The organism is Mangrovicoccus algicola, assembly GCF_014903745.1.
GTDB classification, from domain to species: Bacteria; Pseudomonadota; Alphaproteobacteria; order Rhodobacterales; family Rhodobacteraceae; genus Mangrovicoccus; species Mangrovicoccus algicola.
On sequence record NZ_JACVXA010000043.1, the window covers coordinates 25,226 to 43,959 of the forward strand.

Sequence of the window (18,734 nt, forward strand, 5' to 3'; positions counted from 1 at the left end):
GGGCATGACCTTTTCCATCGTGGCGCGCTGCGCCGGAACCGGACAGTTCGGGGTGGCGATCTCGTCGTCTTCCCCCGCCGTCGCCGCGCGCTGCGCCTTCGCCCGTGCGGGTGCCGGCGCGGCCGCCTCGCAGAACGTGACCAACCCCGCGCTCGGGCCCTTCATGCTGGAGCGGCTGGCCGAGGGGATGACGGCCGAGGCCGCCGTCACCCTGGCAGCTTCTCACGATGCCTTCCCCGATTACCGCCAGCTTCTGGCAGTCGACGCCAATGGCGGGACGCATATCCATTCGGGCGGCAATGCGCTTGGCATATGGACCGCGGCCGAGGGCACGGATTGCGCCGCGGGCGGCAACCTTCTGGCCAATGACGGCGTGCCGGCCGCCATGGTCGCCGCCTTCGAGGCGGCCACCGGCGCGCTCGGCGACCGGCTGATCGTGGCGATGCAGGCCGGGCTTGCGGCGGGCGGCGAGGCCGGGCCGGTGCATTCGGCGGGGATGCTGGTCGTCGACCGGCAGGCCTGGCCCTATGCCGAGCTGCGCGCCGACTGGACCGAAGACTGTCCGATCGCCGCAATCGCCGCCGCCTGGGCGGTCTACAAGCCGCAGGCCGACGCCTATGTGACCCGCGCCCTCAACCCGACGGACGCGCCCTCCTATGGCGTGCCGGGAGACGAATGATGCAAAGCCACGCCCATTACCAGGCCGCCGCCGCGGCCATGCAGTTCCGCACCGGCATCTGGATCGACGGCGCCTTCCGCCCCGCCGCCTCCGGCGAAACCTTCGCGACGGTGAACCCCGCCACCGGCAAGGTGCTGGCCCAGGTCGCCCGCGGCGGTGCCGGGGATATCGACCTTGCCGTGAACTCCGCCCGCGCCGCCTTCGAGGACGGACGCTGGTCCGGAAAGACGCCCTCCGAGCGCAAGGAGGTGATCCTCAGGCTCGCCGCGCTCATCCGCGAGAACCTCGAGGAGCTGGCGCTGACCGACACGCTGGACATGGGGAAACCCGTCTCCGAGACGGTGAATGTCGACGTGCCCGGATCCGCCCATTTCTTCCAGTGGCACGCGGAAGCGATCGACAAGCTCTATGACGAGGTGGCGCCCACCGGCGGGCGCGACATCGCCCTGATCCGGCGCGTCCCCTTGGGCGTCATCGGCGCCGTGGTGCCGTGGAACTTCCCGCTGGACATGGCGACCTGGAAACTGGCGCCCGCGCTGGCGGCGGGCAACTCCGTCGTGCTGAAGCCTGCCGAGCAGTCGCCCCTGTCGGCGCTGCGGCTCGCGGAACTGGCGCAGGAGGCAGGCCTGCCCGATGGCGTGCTGAACGTGGTGCCGGGCTTCGGCGAGGATGTCGGCCAGGCGCTGGGACGCCACATGGATGTCGACTGCCTCGTCTTCACCGGCTCCACCGAAGTGGGCAAGCTGTTCCAGCGCTATGCCGGGGAAAGCAACATGAAGCAGGTCTGGCTGGAAACCGGCGGCAAGAGCCCGAACATCGTCTTCGCCGATGCCGATCTGGACAAGGCCGCCGAGATGGCCGCCTTCGGCATCTTCTTCAACCAGGGCGAGGTCTGTTCCGCCAATTCCCGCCTGCTGGTCCATGAAAGCATCGCCGGGGAGATGACGCGGCGGCTGAAGGAGAAGGCCGAGGCGATCCGCCAGGGCGATCCGCTGGACCCCGAAACGCAGATGGGCGCCATGGTCGATGCGCATCATGCCTCCCGCGTGGCGGGCTTCCTCGAAAAGGGCCGCGCCTCCGCCCGGCTCGTCACCGGCGGCGCGCGTGTCACCATCGGCGGCTCGGACGCCTTCATCCGCCCGACGATCTTCGCCGATGTGCCGCGCGACGCCGAGATCGCCCGCGACGAGATCTTCGGCCCCGTCCTGACGGTGCAGAGCTTCGCAACCGATGACGAGGCGGTGGAGATGGCCAATGACACCGTCTACGGGCTTGCCGCCTCTGTCTGGACCCGCGATCTCAGCCGGGCGATGTCGGTCTCCGACCGGCTCTGCGCCGGCACGGTCTCGGTCAACACGGTCGATGCGCTCTCGGCCATGACGCCCTTCGGAGGCATGAAGCAGTCGGGCTTCGGACGCGACCTGTCGATCCATTCCTTCGACAAATATAGCGCGTTCAAGACGGTATGGATCAAGTATTGAGCCCCGGCCATTGACCTTGCCCCGTCCCGCCACGAAATTGGTCAGCGCTTCTGAACCGTGGGACGGGGTCGGCATGGCTTTGCGCTTCACCCTGAGACAGCTGGAATATTTCGTGGCCGTGGGCGAATGCGGTTCCATCGCGCTGGCCGCCGAGAAGGTGAATGTCTCCTCGCCCTCGATCTCCGCCGCCATCTCCCAGCTGGAGGCGGAATTCGGGCTTCAGCTCTTCGTGCGCCGCCATGCCCAGGGCCTGTCGCTGACCCAGGGGGGCCAGCGGTTCCTCGAGCATGCGCGCGACGTGCTGGAGCGGGCGCGGCGGCTGGGTGACCTGTCCAACGAGATCACCGGCGAGGTGCGCGGTCCCCTGAATGTCGGCTGCCTCGTCACCTTCGCGCAGATCGTGCTGCCGCAGGTGCGGCGCAGCTTCGTCGACCGCTTTCCCGATGTGGTGTTCCGCCAGTTCCAGCGCGACCAGCAGGAGCTGTTCGACGACCTGCGCGCCGCGCGGCTGGACCTGGCGCTGACCTATGACCTGGCGATCCCCGGCGATCTGGACTTCATCCCGCTGGTCTCGCTGCCGCCCTATGTGCTGCTGCCCGAAACCCATGACCTGGCGCATCTCGACAGCATCTCGCCCGAGCTTCTGGCGGGGTATCCCATGATCCTGCTGGACCTGCCGATGAGCAGCGAATATTTCCTGTCCTTCTTCCGCGACCAGGGGGTGGTGCCGACCATCGCCGAGCGCACCCGCGACATGGCGGTGATGCGGTCGCTGGTGGCCAATGGCTTCGGCTATTCCATCGCCAATATCCGTCCCGTGACCGACCTGGCGCCGGACGGGCGGCGGGTGCGCTTCGTTCCGCTGGAAGGCCCGCTCAGGCCGATGACGCTGGGCCTTCTGCTGCCCGAGGGGGCGCGGTCGCTGCGCACCGTCGCGGCCTTCGTCGCCCATTGCCAGGCCGAGATCACCGAGACCCGCACGCCCGGCATCCACCTGCAGGGCACCTAGCCCGGCGGCCCCGCCGAGCTTTTGTCTAGACCATTCATCTTCGCGAACCGCCGTTCTTCCGGGCAGTCGCGATGAAACCCGCGCCAATTAGGCCCTGCCTAAGACGGGCTTCCGCAAGCCGTAATTTACCCTGCTCCCGGTTTCGCGCTTCCTTGCCCGCGAGACCCAGAGAGGACGCCAAGGTGAGCCCCAGCCCCTACGACATTCTGTTCCAGCCCGCGGCCATCGGCCCGCTGACGGCAAAGAACCGCTTCTACCAGGTGCCGCATTGCAATGGCGGCGGCTATCGCGACCCGTCGGCCGCGGCGGCGATGCGCGGGATCAAGGCCGAGGGCGGCTGGGGGGTGATCTTCACCGAACAGACCGAGATGCACCACACGTCCGAGATCACGCCCTTCATCGAGCTGCGCCTGTGGGACGACCGCGACATCCCGGCGCTGAACCGCATGTCCGAGGCGATGAAGACCCATGGCGCGCTGGCGGGGATCCAGCTGGCCTATTCGGGGATCAACGGACCCAATCTTTATACCAAGGAAGTGCCTCTGGCGCCCAGCGCCCTGCCGATCCGCACCTTCACCAATGATCCGGTGCAGGCGCGCGCCCTGGACAAATCCGACATCCGCGACCTGCGCCGCTGGTTCGTGAATGCGGCGAAACGCTCGAAACTGGCGGGGTTCGACCTGATCTGCCTTTACGGTGCGCATGGTTTCGGCATCTTCCAGCATTTCCTCAGCCGCGCCACCAACCAGCGCGGCGACGAATATGGCGGGTCGCTGGAGAACCGCGCGCGCTTCGTCAACGAGGTGATCGGCGACATCCGCGACGCGGTGGGCGACACGATGGCGCTGACGCTGCGGGTCAGCCTCGACGAGACGATCGGCGAGCTGGGCTTTTCCAACGCGGAACTGCGCGACTTCATCGAGATGAATGCCGACCTGCCCGACCTGTGGGACCTGGCGCAGGGCACCTGGGAGGACTGTTCCGGGCCCTCGCGCTTCAAGGAAGAGGCGGCGCAGGAAGTGCTGGTGAGCGGCATCCGCGATCTGACCTCGAAGCCGGTGGTCGGGGTCGGCCGCTTCACCTCGCCCGACGTGATGGCGCGGCTGGTGCGGCAGGGCGTGCTGGATTTCATCGGCTGCGCGCGCCCCTCCATCGCCGACCCGTTCCTGCCCAAGAAGATCGAGGAAGGCCGGATCGAGGACATCCGCGAATGCATCGGCTGCAATATCTGCGTCACCGGCGACATGACCATGTCGATCAGCCGCTGCACCCAGAACCCGACCTTCATGGAGGAATGGCGCAAGGGCTGGCATCCCGAGAAGATGAACGCCAAGGGCAGCAGTTCCAACGTTCTAGTCGTGGGCTCCGGCCCCGCCGGGCTGGAAGCCGCCCGCGCGCTGTCCCTGCGCGGCTATGACGTGGCGCTGGCCGAGGCGGGCACGGAACTGGGCGGCCGCGTCGCGCGCGAACGGCTGCTGCCTGGGCTTGCCGCCTGGGGGCGCGTCGCCGATTACCGCGCCTACCAGCTCAGCCAGCGGCCGAATGTGGAAACCTATTTCGACAGCCCGCTGAGCGCCGAGGAAATCCTGGAATTCGGCTTCGAGAATGTCTGCCTGGCCACCGGCGCCGCCTGGCGCGCCGATGGCGTGTCGCGCCAGCATGTCGTGCCCATGCCCATCGATGCGGCCATGACCGTGCTGACCCCCGATGACCTGATGGCGGGCCGCCTGCCCTCGGGGCGCGTCGTGGTCTTCGATGACGACCATTACTACATGGGCGGCGTGCTGGCCGAGCTTTGCGCACAGAAGGGCTGCGAGGTCACGCTGGTGACACCCTCGGCCTATGTCTCGGACTGGACGCTGAACACGCTGGAACAGGCCGAGATCCACCGGCGGCTGGTCGCGGCGGGGGTGAAGATCGTGCTGAATACCGGCATCGCCTCGATCCGCGCGGACGGGGCGGAGACCTGCTGCAGCTATACCGATGCGCGCGGACATCTCGGCTGCGATGCCGTGGTGATAGTCGCCTCGCGCAGCGGCCGCGACGAGGTGTTCCGCGCGCTGAAGGCCCGCGAGGCCGACTGGGCGGATGCCGGGATCCGGACGGTGAAGCTGATCGGCGATGCCGAGGCGCCGGGCCCGATCGCCTGGGCGACCTATGCGGGGCACCGCTATGCGCGCGAGCTGGACATGGCGCCGATCGGCGACGCCCTGCCCTTCCGCCGCGAGATCACGGAACTGGCGTAACGAGTGCCCGCCGCGGGGCGGGAGAGCAACGGGGAAACACATATGGCGCGCGGCAAGGCGGTCGAGGTCTACAACGTCTCGAAGAGCTTCGGCACCTATCAGGCGCTGGACCAGGTCAGCTTCACCATCCAAGAGAACGAGTTCTTCACGCTGCTGGGCCCTTCGGGCTGCGGCAAGACCACGCTCCTGCGGATGATCGCCGGGTTCGAAAGCCCGAGCGAGGGGGCGATCCTCCTCGACGGACAGCAGATCGAGACCCTGCCGCCGCACCGGCGGCGGGTGAACACCGTGTTCCAGTCCTACGCGCTGTTCCCGCACATGACGCTGGCGCAGAACATCGCCTTCGGCCTGGAGAACCTGGGCTGGGACCGCAGGCGCCGCCGGGACCGCGTGGCCGAGATGCTGGAGCTGGTGCACATGACCCCCTTCGCCGGGCGCCGCCCCGCGCAGCTATCGGGCGGGCAGCGGCAGCGGATCGCGCTGGCCCGCGCGCTGGCGCCCGAGCCGCAGGTGCTTTTGCTCGACGAGCCGCTCTCCGCGCTGGACCTCAAGCTGCGGCAGGCGATGCGCGACGAGCTGAAGAGCCTGCAGAAGAAGACCGGGATCACCTTCATCTTCGTCACCCATGACCAGGAGGAGGCGCTGGACATGTCCGACCGCATCTGCGTCCTGGGCCAGGGCCGGATCCAGCAGATCGGAACGCCCTCGGAGATCTACGAGGATCCCGAGAACCGCTTCGTCGCGGATTTCATCGGCGAGACGAATTTCCTCGAGGCGGAGGTTCTGGAACTCGCGGGCGGCATGGCGCGGATCCGCACGCCCTTCGGGCTGGAGATCACCGCGCCGCAGAAGGGTCTGGCCGGACCCGGCCCCGCCACCCTGTCGCTGCGCCCCGAGAAGATCGGCATGGAGTCCCAGGCCGAGGGCCACCTGCTGCAAGGGACGGTGACGGGGCGCAACTACATGGGCGGTTTCACCCATTACACGGTCGATGTCGCGGGCCAGAGCCTGCGCGTGTCGCGGCGCAACGCGCTGTCGCATGCCGAGGGCCACGCGCCCGGCCAGCCCGTCTCCCTGGGGTTCCGCGCCGACAGCGTGCGGGTGCTGGCGCAATGAGGGCGCTGACAAGCTTCCGCCTCTGGGGGCTTGCCCCGGCCTGGGTGCTGATGGGGCTGACGCTGATCGTCCCCGTCGCCATCGTCGCGGGGGTCAGCCTGGCCGATCGCGGGCCCTATGGCGGCTTCGACTGGGCGCTGAATTTCGGCAGCTACCGCGAGATCCTGTTCACCCTGGGCTGGACGGACGAGCTGGAATTCGCCCCCAAATACCTTGTCATCATCGCCCGCACGCTGGGCTATGGCCTCGTCACCACGGCAATCTGCATGGCGCTGGCCCTGCCCGTGGCCTATGTGATCGCCAATGCCCGCGCGGGGTGGAAACCGTTTCTCGTCTATCTCGTCACCCTGCCCTTCTGGGTGTCGATGATCGTGCGGGTCTATGCCTGGCTGATCATCCTGGGCAATGAGGGCCTGGCCGAGAAAGCCTGGAAATTCCTCGGCGGCGGCGATGTCGACACGTTCCTGTTCACCAATGGCGCGATGCTGACCGGCATGGTCTACAGCTATATCCCGCTGATGGTGCTTCCCGTATACGCCGCCATCGAGAAGCTGGATCCCGCGCTTCTGGAGGCGTCGCACGACCTTTACGGCAACCGCTGGGTGACGCTGCGCCGGGTGATCCTGCCCCTGACCTGGCCGGGGCTGTCGGCGGGCGCGATCCTGGTCTTCGTTCCCGCCATCGGCACGGTGCTGGAACCGATGCTGCTGGGCGGCGGGCGGCAGATGATGATGGGCACGCTGATCCAGACCCAGTTCGGCGGCGGGCGCAACTGGCCCTTCGGCGCCGCCATCGCCATGGTGCTGATGGCCATGGTGGTCGTGGTGCTGCTGCTCAATGCCCGCCGCGCCGCGGCCGCCACGGAGGCCCGCACATGAGCCGCCGCGATCACGACATCCGCCGCTATCCCGGCGCCCGCCTGCTGACGGCGGTGTTCTTCCTGTGGCTCTACCTGCCCATCGCCGTGGTGATCGGCTTCTCCTTCAACCAGAACCGGCTGGTCTCGGTCTGGACCGGGTTCTCCACCGAATGGTACGCCGCCGCCCTGGCCAACAAGGCGCTGATGGATGCGCTGGAAGTGTCGCTGACCATCGCGGTCATCGCCACGATCGGCGCCACGACGATCGCGCTGATGGCGGCCATGGTGCTCAGCCGCGCGCCCGCGAAGGGCATCTACCGCCTGTCCGAGGCGGTGGTGAACCTGCCCCTGATGCTGCCCGAGATCGTGGTGGCGGTCGCCGTGCTGATCCTGTTCTCGCAGCTCGGCATCGCCGACGGGATGGTCAAGCTGGCGCTGGCGCATACCGCTTTCTGCACGCCCTTCGCCTTCCTGCCGATCCGCGCCCGGCTTCAGGGGATGAGCCGCGATTTCGAGGAGGCCGCGCAGGACCTCTATGCGCCGCCCCTGACGGCGTTCCGGCGGGTGACGCTGCCTTTGATCGCGCCGGGGGTGTTTGCCGGCGCGATGCTGGCCTTCGTCATGTCGATGGACGATTTCATCACCTCCAACATGCTCAATTCCGGCGGCTCCACCACGCTGCCGGTCTATATCTTCTCGCTGATCAAGCGCGGCACCACGCCCGAGCTGAACGCGATCTCCACCCTGATGATCCTGGCCTCGCTGGTAATCGCCACCGCCGCGCTCGTGCTGGCGGCGCGGGCGATGCGGCGCGAGGCCTGACGCCGCCGCAAGACCGCAAACGATAACAGACCCAACAGGAGACCTCCCATGAAGAAGACGCTGCTGACCGGCACCGCGATGCTCTGCCTCGCCGCCCCTGCCATGGCCGACGAGCTGAACATCTATGCCTGGTCCGACTCCATCGCCCCCGAGCTGATCGAGAAATTCGAGGCCGAGACCGGCGCGACCGTCAATACCGACGGGTTCAACTCCAACGAGGACGCGCTGACCAAGCTGCAGGCCGGGGCCTCGGGCTATGACATCGTCACGCCCTCCCAGCATTTCGTGAAGATCATGATCGACGAGGGGCTGCTTGAGGATATCGGGGCGGCAGAGCTCGACGCCTATGCCGCGGTCGATGACCGCTGGAAGGGACAGTGGTGGGACCCCGAGAACGCCTATTCCATACCGATGGCCTATGGCACGGCCGGTTTCGCGGTGAACCGCGACCTCTATGACGGCCCCGTGGACAGCTGGGCCGCCTATTTCGAGCCGACCGAGGCGCTGCAGGGCAAGATCGCGTCCCTGTCCTATCCCGACGAGGTCGTGGGCGCGGCCCAGCTTTACCTGGGCGTCGAGTTCTGCACCGAGGACAAGGCCGAGATGAAGAAGGTCTATGACCTGCTGATGGCGCAGAAACCCTATGTCGCCGCCTATTCCTCGGACAATATCGAGAACCGCCTGGGATCGGGCGAGGTCGCGGCGCATTTCTGGTGGGACGGCAACACGCTGCGCACCCGCAATGGCGGCGCCAATGTCGAATACGCGATGCCTAAGGAAGGCCTGGTGGGCTGGCTCGACAGCTTCGTGGTGCCCAAGGGCGCCGGGAACGTGGACCTGGCCAAGCAGTTCATCGAATTCATGTCGACCGAGGAAAACGCCACCATCCAGTACAATTACTACGCCCATTCCGCGCCGGTGAAGATCGACGAGGCCGCGGCCAAGTACACGCCCGAGAACGCGCCCGAGCTGTTCCCGGACGTGCCGGTCGAGTTCTCCCGCGCCTGTTCGCCCGCCGCGCAGGACCTGGTGACCAAGGTCTGGACCGACCTGCTGCAGTAAGACCCTCCGCTCCGCCCCTTCCCGGGGGCGGAGCCGCGACCTGGCGGAAGATCCCATGCCCCCCCTCCACATCACCGGCGCCACCGACCCGCTGACAGGTCGCGAAACCTCCGTTGCGATGGCGGACGGGATCATCGTTCCGGCCCCGCCCCCCGGATCGCGCGAGATCGACGGCCGCGGCCTGTTCCTGCTGCCCGGGCTGATCGACAGCCACCTGCACCTGCTGACCGGCGGCGTCGCGCTGGGGCAGCTGAACCTGCTGGAGGTGAAGGGCGAAGCCGCCTTCCGCGCCGCCCTCGCCGCCTATGCCGAGGGCCGCGACCGCGATCCGGTCCTGTGCTGCTGGTCGGCGAATTACGACATTTTCGGCCCCGGAACCCGTCCGGACCGCCACCTGCTGGACCGGATCTGCCCGGACCGGCCGCTGCTGATGACCTCCGTCGACTGGCACTGCGCCTGGGCCAATACCGCGGCGCTGCGCCTCGCGGGGCTGATGGAGACCGTGCCCGAGATGCCCGGCGTGATCCTCGGGCCGGACGGGCTGCCCGATGGCGAGCTGCAGGAATTCGCGGCGATGGGGCTGGTTCAGCGCCATGCCGCCAGCGGCGGGCGCGAGGGGCTGGCCCTGGCCGGGCGCGAACCGGCGGCGCCGGATGCCGCCGCGCGCGCGCATGACCGGGCCGCCCTGGCGGCGGCGATGGCGGAATGCGCGCGTTTCGGGATCACGGCGGTCGCCAACATGGATGGCAGCCTCTATCTCGCCGATCTGCTGACCGACATGGCGACGGCCGGGGAGCTGCCGATCCGCGTCTCGCTGCCCATGACCGTCGCGCCGGATCATGACGATGCCCGCGTCGCGGCGCTTCTGGACGCGGCCTGCCGCCCGCCCGCGGGCAGGCTGAGCTTCGGCCGGGTCAAGATGTTCATGGACGGGGTCTTCGACACGTTCACCGCGCTGCGCACCGATGACTATCCCGGCCGTCCCGGTTTCCGCTCGGCACCGCTCTTTCCGGCAGACCGCTTCGCGGAGGTCTGCATCGCCGCCGATGCGCGCGGCCTGCAGATCCAGACCCATGCGGTCGGCGACGGCGCGGTGCGGGCCGTGCTCGACGGCTACGAGGCGGCGCAACGCGCCAATGGCCGCCGCGATGCCCGCCACCGGGTGGAACATATCGACATGCTGCATCCCGACGACCTGCCGCGGCTGCGCGACCTGGGCGCGACCGCCTCGATGCAGCCCGTGCATCCGCCGGGATCCAGCGGCCTGCCGCTGGAGCCGACCGTCTCGATCATGGGGCGCGCCCGCTGGGGCGACACCTTCCCCTGGGCGGCGATCGCGCGGGCGGGCGTGCCGCTGGCCTTCGGCACGGACTGGCCGACCGCGCCGCTCTCGCCCTTCAACGCCATTCATGCCGCGCTGGCCCGCCAGCCCTGGGCGCCGGACGGGCCCGACCAGCGCCTGCCGCTGGCCGGCGTGCTCGCCGCCTACACGTCCGGCGGCGCCCATGCGCTGCACATGGAGGACCGGCGCCGCCGCCTCGCCCCCGGCATGGAAGCCGACCTGGTGCTGCTCGAAGGCGACCCGGCCGGGCTGGCCCGAGGCCCCGGCGCCTGCCGCGCGGCGCTGACCGTCTGCGGCGGCGCGATCACCCACGAGGCCCTGCCATGACCGAAGCCGAGATCCTCGCCCGTCTCGTCGCCTTCCCGACGATCACCGACGGCCCCAACCTGGAGATGATCTCCTGGGTCTCGGACCATCTGGAGGGCTGCGGTTTCACCGTGACCCGCGTGCCCTCCGCCTGCGGCACCAAGGCCGGGCTGCTGGCGCGGTTCGGCGCGGGCCCCGGCGGCGTGCTGCTGTCGGCCCATAGCGATGTCGTGCCGGTGGCCGGACAGGCCTGGAGCACCGACCCCTTCACCCTAACCCGGCGCGGCGACCGGCTGGTCGGGCGCGGGGCGACCGACATGAAGGGCTTCCTCGCCTGCGCCCTGGCGCTGGCCGGGCGGCTGAAGGCGGCGCCCCCCGCGCGCCCGGTGATGATCGCGCTCAGCTGGGACGAGGAGATCGGCTGCAGGGGCATCCCCGGGATGATCGACCGCGTGATCCCGGTGCTGGGGCGGCCCGACCTGTGCATCGTCGGCGAGCCGACCTCGATGCGGCTCTGCACCGGCCACAAGGGCAAGGCGAGCTATCTGGCCACCTGCCGCGGCGAGCCGGGCCATTCGGCGATGGCGCCGAACTTCGTCAATGCGCTGCACCTGGCGGCGGATCTGATCGGGGCGCTGCGGGCCGAACAGGCGCGGCTGCTGCGCGAGGGTGCGCAGGATGCGGCCCATGACATGCCCTGCTCGACCGTCCATGCCGGCAAGATGTCGGGCGGCGTGGCGCTGAACATGGTGCCGGAACTGGCCGAGGTGGCGTTCGAGATCCGGCATCTGGCGGAGGAAACCGCGGAGGACATCCTGGCGCGGATCGCAGCCGGGCTGCCCCGGGGGATCGAGATCGCCCGGACCGGCAGCTATCCGGGGCTGTCTGCGGATCCCGCCGATCCGGCGATCGCGGCGCTTGCAGGGCTTCTGCCCGATCCGGCGCCGGTCAAGGTCGCCTACGGGACGGAGGCCGGGTTCTTTGCCGGTCTCGGCATCCCGACCGCGGTCTGCGGGCCGGGGACGATGAAGGACGGCCACCAGCCCGACGAATCGATTGCCCTTTGCGAACTGGAAGCCTGCCGCAGCCTGCTCGCCCGCCTCGCCTGACATTGCGGCGCCCGGCCCGGCGGACAGGAAGGCCCGACCCGGCTGCCCTCCGGCCCTTCTGCCCACGGGCGGCCGAGTCGGGCCCGCGGCGACCATCCGCGCCGCGGCCGGAGGTCAGCGTTTCCTCTTCATCGCATCCAGCAGCGCCGCGCCGAAGGCGCCCGTGCCGTCCTGCGGCTTGCCCTTCGGTCCCGCGCTGCCGCCTTTCGGCCCGCCGCCCCTGGGTCCCGCCCCGCGCGGCCCGCCCGGGCCGCGGGCCTTGCGCTCCTCCTTCGCCGAGGCGCCGCCATCCTTCTTCATCGACAGGCCGATGCGCTTGCGGGCCACGTCGACCTCGGTCACCGTGACCTGCACGATCTGCCCGGCCTTCACCACCTCATGCGGATCCTTGACGAACCGGTCGGCCAGCTGGCTGACATGGACCAGCCCGTCCTGGTGCACGCCGATATCGACGAAGGCGCCGAAGGCCGCGACATTGGTCACCGTGCCTTCCAGCCGCATCCCCGGCTTGAGATCCCTGATCTCCTCCACCCCGTCGGCGAAGGTCGCGGTCCTGAAGGACGGGCGCGGGTCGCGGCCGGGCTTTTCCAGTTCCGCCAGGATGTCGCGCACGGTGGGCAGGCCGAAATCCGCATCGACGAAATCCTGCGCCCGCAGGCCCTTCAGCGCCGCGGGATCGCCCATGATCGCGCGCAGATCGCGGCCGCAGGCGGCCACGATCCGCCGCGCCACGCCATAGGCCTCGGGATGCACGGAAGACGCGTCGAGCGGTTCGGTCCCGTCCTGGATGCGCAGGAAGCCCGCACATTGCTCGAAGGCCTTCGGGCCCAGCCCCGGCACTTTCAGAAGCGCCCTGCGCGAGCGGAACGCGCCATTGAGGTCGCGATGCGCCACGATCGCCTCGGCCAGGCGCGGACTCAGCCCGGCGACATGCGACAGCAGCGGCGCGGAGGCGGTGTTCAGATCGACCCCGACCGCGTTCACCGCATCCTCCACCACCGCTTCCAGCGTCTTGGCCAGCCTGCGCTGGTCGACATCATGCTGGTACTGGCCGACGCCGATCGCCTTGGGCTCGATCTTCACCAGTTCCGCCAGCGGATCCTGCAGCCGCCGGGCGATGGAGACGGCGCCGCGCAGGCTGACATCGAGCTGCGGGAATTCCTTCGCCGCCAGTTCCGAGGCCGAATAGACCGAGGCCCCGGCCTCGGAGACGACGACCTTGCCGGGCTTCGCCAGCCGCTCGGGCAGGATGCGCAGCGTGTCGGCCACCAGGCGCTCGGTCTCGCGGCTGGCCGTGCCGTTGCCGATGGCGACCAGCTGCACCCCGTGGCGGCTGATGAGGTCGAGGATCGCGGTCTGGGCGCCGCGGAGGTCGTTCTTCGGCTGGAACGGATAGATCGTGGCGGTATCCAGAAGCTTGCCGGTCGCGTCGACGACGGCGGCCTTGACGCCGGTGCGGATGCCCGGATCAAGCCCCAGGACCGCCTTCGGCCCGGCAGGCGCCGCCAGCAGCAGATCCTTGAGGTTGCGCGCGAAAACCTGGATGGCCTCGTCATGGGCGCGGCTGCGCAGCTCGCCGAGCAGGTCCATGTACATCGACAGGCCCAGCTTGACCTTCCAGGTCCAGCTCGCGGCCTTGCGCAGCCACCTGTCGCCGGGAGCGTCGCCGCGGATGCCGATCTCGGCGGCGATCATGCCCGCCGCGCGCTCGGCGCCGGTTTCCGGATCGGGGGCGATGGAGAGCGTCACCACCTCCTCGGCGGCGGCGCGCAGGATCGCCAGCGCCCGGTGCGAGGGGATGTCCTTCCATTTCTCGCGATGGTCGAAATAATCGGAGAACTTGGCGCCCTCGGCCTCCTTGCCGGGCAGCACGGCGGCCGAGATATCCGCCTCGGCGCGCATGAAATCGCGCAGGCGGCCCAGCAGGGCCGCGTTTTCCGAAAGCTCCTCGACGATGATGTCGCGCGCCCCGTTCAGCGCCTCCCTGGTGCCCGGCACGGCCTCGGTGACATAGGCGGCGGCCAGCGCCTCGGGATCGGCGCCGCGGCTCTCCTGAATGGCGCGCAGGAGCGGCTCCAGCCCGTTTTCCCGCGCGATCATCGCCCTGGTGCGGCGCTTGGGCTTGTAGGGAAGGTAGATATCCTCAAGCGCCGCCTTGGTCCCGGCGCCTGCCACGGCGCGGGCCAGCTCGGGGGTCAGCTTGCCCTGCCCCTCGATGGAGGCCAGGATGGAGGCCCGCCGCGCCTCCAGCTCGCGCAGGTAGTCGAGCCGTTCCGACAGGGTGCGCAGCTGGGTGTCGTCCAGCCCGCCGGTGACTTCCTTGCGGTACCGCGCCACGAAGGGCACGGTCGCGCCGCCATCCAGCAGCTCCACCGCCGCCGTGACCTGCTTCGGCGTGGCGGAGATTTCCGAGGCGATGGCGCGGGAGATGCGGTCGGCGGTCTGGTCCAAGGGAGATCCTCCTGTTCGGGGAGGCCAGTCCTAGCCGCGGCCGCGGCCGCTGCCAAGGGGATGCGGCGGGCGCGCGCGGATATGGGCCCATTCCCGGCCCCCGGCCACAGCCGGGTCCGGCGCCGCGGCGGGGCGGAAGACAAGGCCCGACCCGGCCACCCCCGCGCCTTCCTTCCCGAGGGCATCCGGATCGGGCCCGCGGCGACCATCCGCGCCGCGGCCGGAGGCTGCCTGCCGCGGCACCATTTCCGGGAGGCACGCGTCCCCCCGGCCGCGCGGGCATGGCGCGGGCGGCCGCGGCAGGACCGGATCCCGGAGCGTGGCGCCGCCGCCGCACCGGGACCCGGCGCGCGCAGTCAGATGTCGAGCCCGGTCAGCGCGGCGGCGAATTCCTCGGGATCGAAGGGCGCCAGGTCGTCGATCTGCTCGCCCAGCCCCACGGCATGGATCGGCAGCCCGAACCGGTCGGCCAGCGACACCAGCACGCCGCCCTTGGCCGTCCCGTCCAGCTTGGTCATCACCAGACCCGAGACATCGGCCAGCCGCCGGAACACCTCCACCTGGGTCACGGCATTCTGGCCGGTCGTCGCGTCGAGCACGAGGAGCGTGTTATGCGGCGCCTCGGGGTCCTTCTTGCGGATCACGCGGACGATCTTGGCCAGTTCCTCCATCAGGTCGGCGCGGTTCTGCAGCCGCCCGGCCGTGTCGATCATCAGCAGATCCGCACCGTCGCGCTCGGCGCGCTCCATCGCGTCCCAGGCCAGGCTGGCGGGATCCGACCCGGCAGGCGCGGTCAGAACCGGCACGCCCGCGCGCGTGCCCCAGACCTGCAGCTGTTCGACCGCCGCGGCGCGGAACGTGTCGCCGGCCGCGATCACCACCGATTTCCCGGCGGCGCGGAACTGCGAGGCCAGCTTGCCGATCGTGGTGGTCTTGCCCGAGCCGTTGACGCCGACGACCAGAACCACCTGCGGCTTCTTCGGGTAAAGCGGCAGCGGCCGCGCCACCGGCTCCATGATGCGCGCGATCTCCTCGGCCATGAGGCGTTTCAGCTCGGCCGTGGACAGGCGCTGCCCCATCCGCCCCTCGGCCATGTTCGAGGTGACGCGCGCGGCCGTCTCCACCCCCATATCGGCGGTGATCAGCAGATCCTCGATCTGCTCCAGCATGTCGTCATCCAGGACCCGGCGCAGCGCGCCCGCCCCGTCGGCCCGCCCGGTCAGCCGCGCCAGCAGGCCGCCCCGCTGCTCCGCCCCGGGTGCGGGCATGGCCGCGGGCACGGGCGGCACAGGGGCGGCAGGCACGGGCGCGGGCATGGGCGGGGTCCCGGCGGCAGGTGCGGGCGGCGCATCAGGCACTGGGGCCGCAGGCGGCTCCGGCACATCGACGCTGGCCTCTTCGCCCACGATGGCATCAAGCCCGTCCTCGATCTTCGAGGAGGACTTGAACATCCGGTCTTTCATTTTCTTGAAGAACGACATGGGGCGGGCTCCGTCTGGCTTCGGGCCTGCCTAGCCTTCCTCGCCCGGCAAGAAAAGCCCCCGGGGCGGGGAATGCCGCAACCCGGGGGGCGTGGTCCCGTTCAGAGCGCGCGGTGGCCGATATCGCGGCGGCAGAAGCCCTCGGGCCAGTCGAGCGCGTCGATCAGCGCATAGGCCCGCTCGCGCGCCTCCGCCAGCGTCGCGCCGCGCGCGGTGGCGTTCAGCACGCGCCCGCCGGTGGCCAGCACCTTGCCGTCCTGCGCGGTGGTCCCGGCATGGAACATCACCCGGTTGCCGTCTTCCTCCAGCGCGTCGAGGCCGCGGATCTCGGTGCCCTTGGCATAGCTGCCGGGATAGCCCGCCGCCGCCATCACCACGGTCATGGTGTGATCCTGCGCCCAGCTGACCTGCATAGCATCCAGCCGTCCCTCGACACAGGCCTCGATCAGGTCCAGCACCTGGCCGCCGAGCCGCAGCATCAGCGCCTGGCATTCGGGATCGCCGAAACGGGCATTGTACTCGACCAGACGGGCGCGCCCGTCCTCGATCATCAGCCCGGCATAGAGCACGCCGATATAGGGCGTGCCGCGGCGCGCCATCTCGGCCAGGGTCGGGCGGATGATCTCGGCCATGGTCTGCGCGATCACCGCATCGCTCAGCACCGGGGCGGGGGAATAGGCGCCCATGCCGCCCGTATTGGGCCCGGTATCGCCTTCGCCCACGCGCTTGTGGTCCTGCGCCGTGCCGAAGGGCAGCGCCGTCTCGCCGTCGCAGAGCACGAAGAAGGACGCCTCCTCGCCGGTCATGAACTCCTCGATCACCACCGCCGCACCGGCCGCGCCGAAGGCCCCGCCGAAGATGTCCTCGACCGCGTCGATCGCGTCCTGCAGCTCCATCGCCACGATCACGCCCTTGCCCGCCGCCAGGCCGTCGGCCTTGATGACGATGGGCGCGCCCTGCGCGCGCACGTAATCCAGCGCCGGGCCTGCCGCCTCGAACCGCGCATAGGCGGCCGTGGGCGCGGCACAGGCATCGCAGATCGCCTTGGTGAAGGATTTCGACGCTTCCAACTCGGCCGCGGCCCTGGACGGACCGAAACAGCGGATGCCCGCCTCGCGCAGGCGGTCGCTGACCCCCGCGACCAGAGGTGCCTCGGGGCCGATGATGACCAGGTCGATGGAATTCTCGCCCGCGAATTCGGCCACCGCGCCGCCGTCATTGATGTCCAGCGCCGCGCATTCGGCGATCTGCGCGATCCCGGCATTGCCGGGCGCGACGATCAGCCGGTCGCATTTCGGGTTCTGCTTCACCGCCCAGGCCAGCGCATGCTCGCGCCCGCCGCCACCGAGAATGAGAATGTTCATGCCGCCTCCGTCGCGTGTCTGCCCGCCTCCTAGGGCCGGGCGGGCCGCGAGGCAAGCGCGGAGGCGCGTTTCCGCCGCGCGCCGCCCCGCCCCGGACGCGGCGCGGAACCCGGTCCGGGGCGCGCCGTTGCCCCGGCAGAGCCCTGCATTGACCCCGAAGGAGACGACCCGATGCCCCTGCCCCTGACCTCCGCCTATTATCTCGCCCCCGGACCGGAAACCGGCGCCGCCCGGGTGGTCCACAGCGACAAGTGCCAGGTGATGCCCCGCGAGGGAGCCGAGCCGCTGGGCGCGTTCGAAAGCTGTGCGCCGGCGCTCCAGCAGGCCCGCGCCGCCCATCGCGACGTCAATGCCTGCGCGCTGTGCTGTCCCGCGTGCTATGTCGGCTCGCCGGAATTCGAGGCGGCGACCGCCTGACCCTTTTCCTCCGCCCGCCCCGGCGCTAGTCTGGCCTCCCGCGACGGAGGCGAGAGATGGACCTGTTCGAAGACGAGCCGCAAGGCGGTGGCAATGCGCCGGAATTCACCGTGTCCGAGATCTCGGGCGCGGTGAAGCGCGCCGTGGAGGGCGGGTTCTCCCATGTCCGCGTGCGCGGCGAGCTGGGCCGCATCTCGCGGCCGCGCTCCGGCCATGTCTATCTGGATCTCAAGGACGACCGCGCGGTCCTGTCGGGCGTGATCTGGAAGGGCCAGGCGGCGCGTCTGGCCATGCAGCCCGAGGAAGGCATGGAGGTCATCGCCACCGGGCGGCTGACCACCTTCCCCGGCCAGTCCAAGTACCAGATGGTGATCGAGGACATGGCCCCCGCGGGCGTCGGCGCGCTGATGGCGATGCTGGAGAAGCGCAAGGCCAAGCTGGAGGCCGAGGGGCTGTTCGCCGCGGAGCGCAAGCGCCCGCTGCCCTACCTGCCCGAGATCATCGGCGTCGTCACCTCTCCCTCCGGCGCGGTGATCCGCGACATCCTGCACCGGCTGCGCGACCGTTTCCCGCGCAAGGTGCTGGTCTGGCCGGTCGCCGTGCAGGGCGAGCGCTGCGCGCGCGAGGTGGAAAACGCGATCCGCGGCTTCAACCGGCTGACCCCGGGCGGCGCGCTGCCGCGGCCGGACGTGCTGATCGTGGCGCGCGGCGGCGGCTCGGTCGAGGATCTGTGGGGTTTCAACGAGGAGATCGTGGTGCGCGCCGCTGCTGCCTCGGAGATCCCGCTGATCTCCGCGGTGGGCCATGAAACCGACACGACCCTGATCGATTTCGCCGCCGACCGGCGCGCGCCGACGCCTACCGCCGCGGCCGAGATGGCGGTGCCGGTGCGGCTGGAGCTGATGGCCTGGCTCGACGGCCAGGGGGCGCGGCTGGGCCGGGCCGCGGGCCAGGGGGTGGTGCTGCGCCGCCAGCGGCTGCGCGACCACG

Annotated in this window: 15 protein-coding genes; 12 read left to right on the forward strand and 3 right to left on the reverse strand. The window is 69.9% G+C overall.

What is annotated here, in order from left to right:
• The first annotated feature begins 4 nt into the window (after positions 1-4).
• The 10 genes from ICN82_RS13920 (at position 5) to argE (ending at position 12,031) form a co-directional block, all read left to right on the forward strand.
• On the forward strand, positions 5-679 hold the full coding sequence (locus tag ICN82_RS13920) for a DUF1028 domain-containing protein (RefSeq protein ID WP_193183821.1): 675 nt from the start codon (positions 5-7) through the stop codon (positions 677-679).
• Positions 679-2,160: an aldehyde dehydrogenase gene (locus tag ICN82_RS13925; protein ID WP_193183823.1), complete on the forward strand. Its 1,482-nt coding sequence runs from the start codon at positions 679-681 to the stop codon at positions 2,158-2,160. Before ICN82_RS13920 ends, ICN82_RS13925 begins: the two co-directional genes overlap by 1 nt.
• Before the next feature lie 73 nt (positions 2,161-2,233).
• Positions 2,234-3,169: a LysR family transcriptional regulator gene (locus ICN82_RS13930; RefSeq protein ID WP_193183825.1), complete on the forward strand. Its 936-nt coding sequence runs from the start codon at positions 2,234-2,236 to the stop codon at positions 3,167-3,169.
• A 182-nt stretch (positions 3,170-3,351) separates the two neighbouring features.
• On the forward strand, positions 3,352-5,415 hold the full coding sequence (locus ICN82_RS13935) for an oxidoreductase (protein WP_330999008.1): 2,064 nt from the start codon (positions 3,352-3,354) through the stop codon (positions 5,413-5,415).
• Between the two features lie 42 nt (positions 5,416-5,457).
• Positions 5,458-6,531, forward strand: coding sequence for an ABC transporter ATP-binding protein (locus tag ICN82_RS13940; protein ID WP_193183829.1), 1,074 nt, complete (start codon positions 5,458-5,460; stop codon positions 6,529-6,531).
• On the forward strand, positions 6,528-7,409 hold the full coding sequence (locus ICN82_RS13945) for an ABC transporter permease (protein ID WP_193183831.1): 882 nt from the start codon (positions 6,528-6,530) through the stop codon (positions 7,407-7,409). Before ICN82_RS13940 ends, ICN82_RS13945 begins: the two co-directional genes overlap by 4 nt.
• Entirely contained in the window at positions 7,406-8,212 is an 807-nt protein-coding gene (locus ICN82_RS13950) for an ABC transporter permease (protein ID WP_193183833.1), read from the forward strand. The genes ICN82_RS13945 and ICN82_RS13950 overlap by 4 nt, the downstream gene beginning before the upstream one ends.
• Before the next feature lie 48 nt (positions 8,213-8,260).
• Complete coding sequence (locus ICN82_RS13955) at positions 8,261-9,274, forward strand: extracellular solute-binding protein (protein ID WP_226898493.1); 1,014 nt, start codon at positions 8,261-8,263, stop codon at positions 9,272-9,274.
• A 55-nt stretch (positions 9,275-9,329) separates the two neighbouring features.
• Positions 9,330-10,943, forward strand: a complete 1,614-nt coding sequence (locus ICN82_RS13960) for an amidohydrolase (RefSeq protein ID WP_193183835.1) — start codon at positions 9,330-9,332, stop codon at positions 10,941-10,943.
• Positions 10,940-12,031 carry an acetylornithine deacetylase gene (gene argE / locus ICN82_RS13965; protein WP_193183836.1) on the forward strand — a complete coding sequence of 364 codons (1,092 nt, stop codon included), beginning with the start codon at positions 10,940-10,942 and terminating at the stop codon, positions 12,029-12,031. Before ICN82_RS13960 ends, argE begins: the two co-directional genes overlap by 4 nt.
• A gap of 114 nt (positions 12,032-12,145) precedes the next feature.
• Here argE and ICN82_RS13970 read toward each other — a convergent pair whose 3' ends face one another.
• The 3 genes from ICN82_RS13970 to purD form a co-directional block, all read right to left on the reverse strand.
• Positions 12,146-14,482 (reverse strand): Tex family protein, encoded by a 2,337-nt coding sequence (locus ICN82_RS13970; protein ID WP_193183837.1) that lies wholly within the window; start codon positions 14,480-14,482, stop codon positions 12,146-12,148.
• Between the two features lie 356 nt (positions 14,483-14,838).
• Complete coding sequence (gene ftsY, locus ICN82_RS13975; RefSeq protein ID WP_193183838.1) at positions 14,839-15,963, reverse strand: signal recognition particle-docking protein FtsY; 1,125 nt, start codon at positions 15,961-15,963, stop codon at positions 14,839-14,841.
• 101 nt (positions 15,964-16,064) lie between these two features.
• Positions 16,065-17,327: a phosphoribosylamine--glycine ligase gene (gene purD, locus ICN82_RS13980; protein ID WP_193183839.1), complete on the reverse strand. Its 1,263-nt coding sequence runs from the start codon at positions 17,325-17,327 to the stop codon at positions 16,065-16,067.
• Positions 17,328-17,498: 171 nt separating this feature from the next.
• Between purD and ICN82_RS13985 the strand changes: the two genes are divergently transcribed.
• Together ICN82_RS13985 and xseA are read left to right on the forward strand one after the other, a co-directional pair.
• Positions 17,499-17,744 (forward strand): hypothetical protein, encoded by a 246-nt coding sequence (locus ICN82_RS13985; RefSeq protein ID WP_193183840.1) that lies wholly within the window; start codon positions 17,499-17,501, stop codon positions 17,742-17,744.
• A gap of 56 nt (positions 17,745-17,800) precedes the next feature.
• On the forward strand, positions 17,801-18,734 hold a 934-nt coding region (gene xseA / locus ICN82_RS13990; RefSeq protein ID WP_193183841.1), incomplete at its 3' end, for an exodeoxyribonuclease VII large subunit.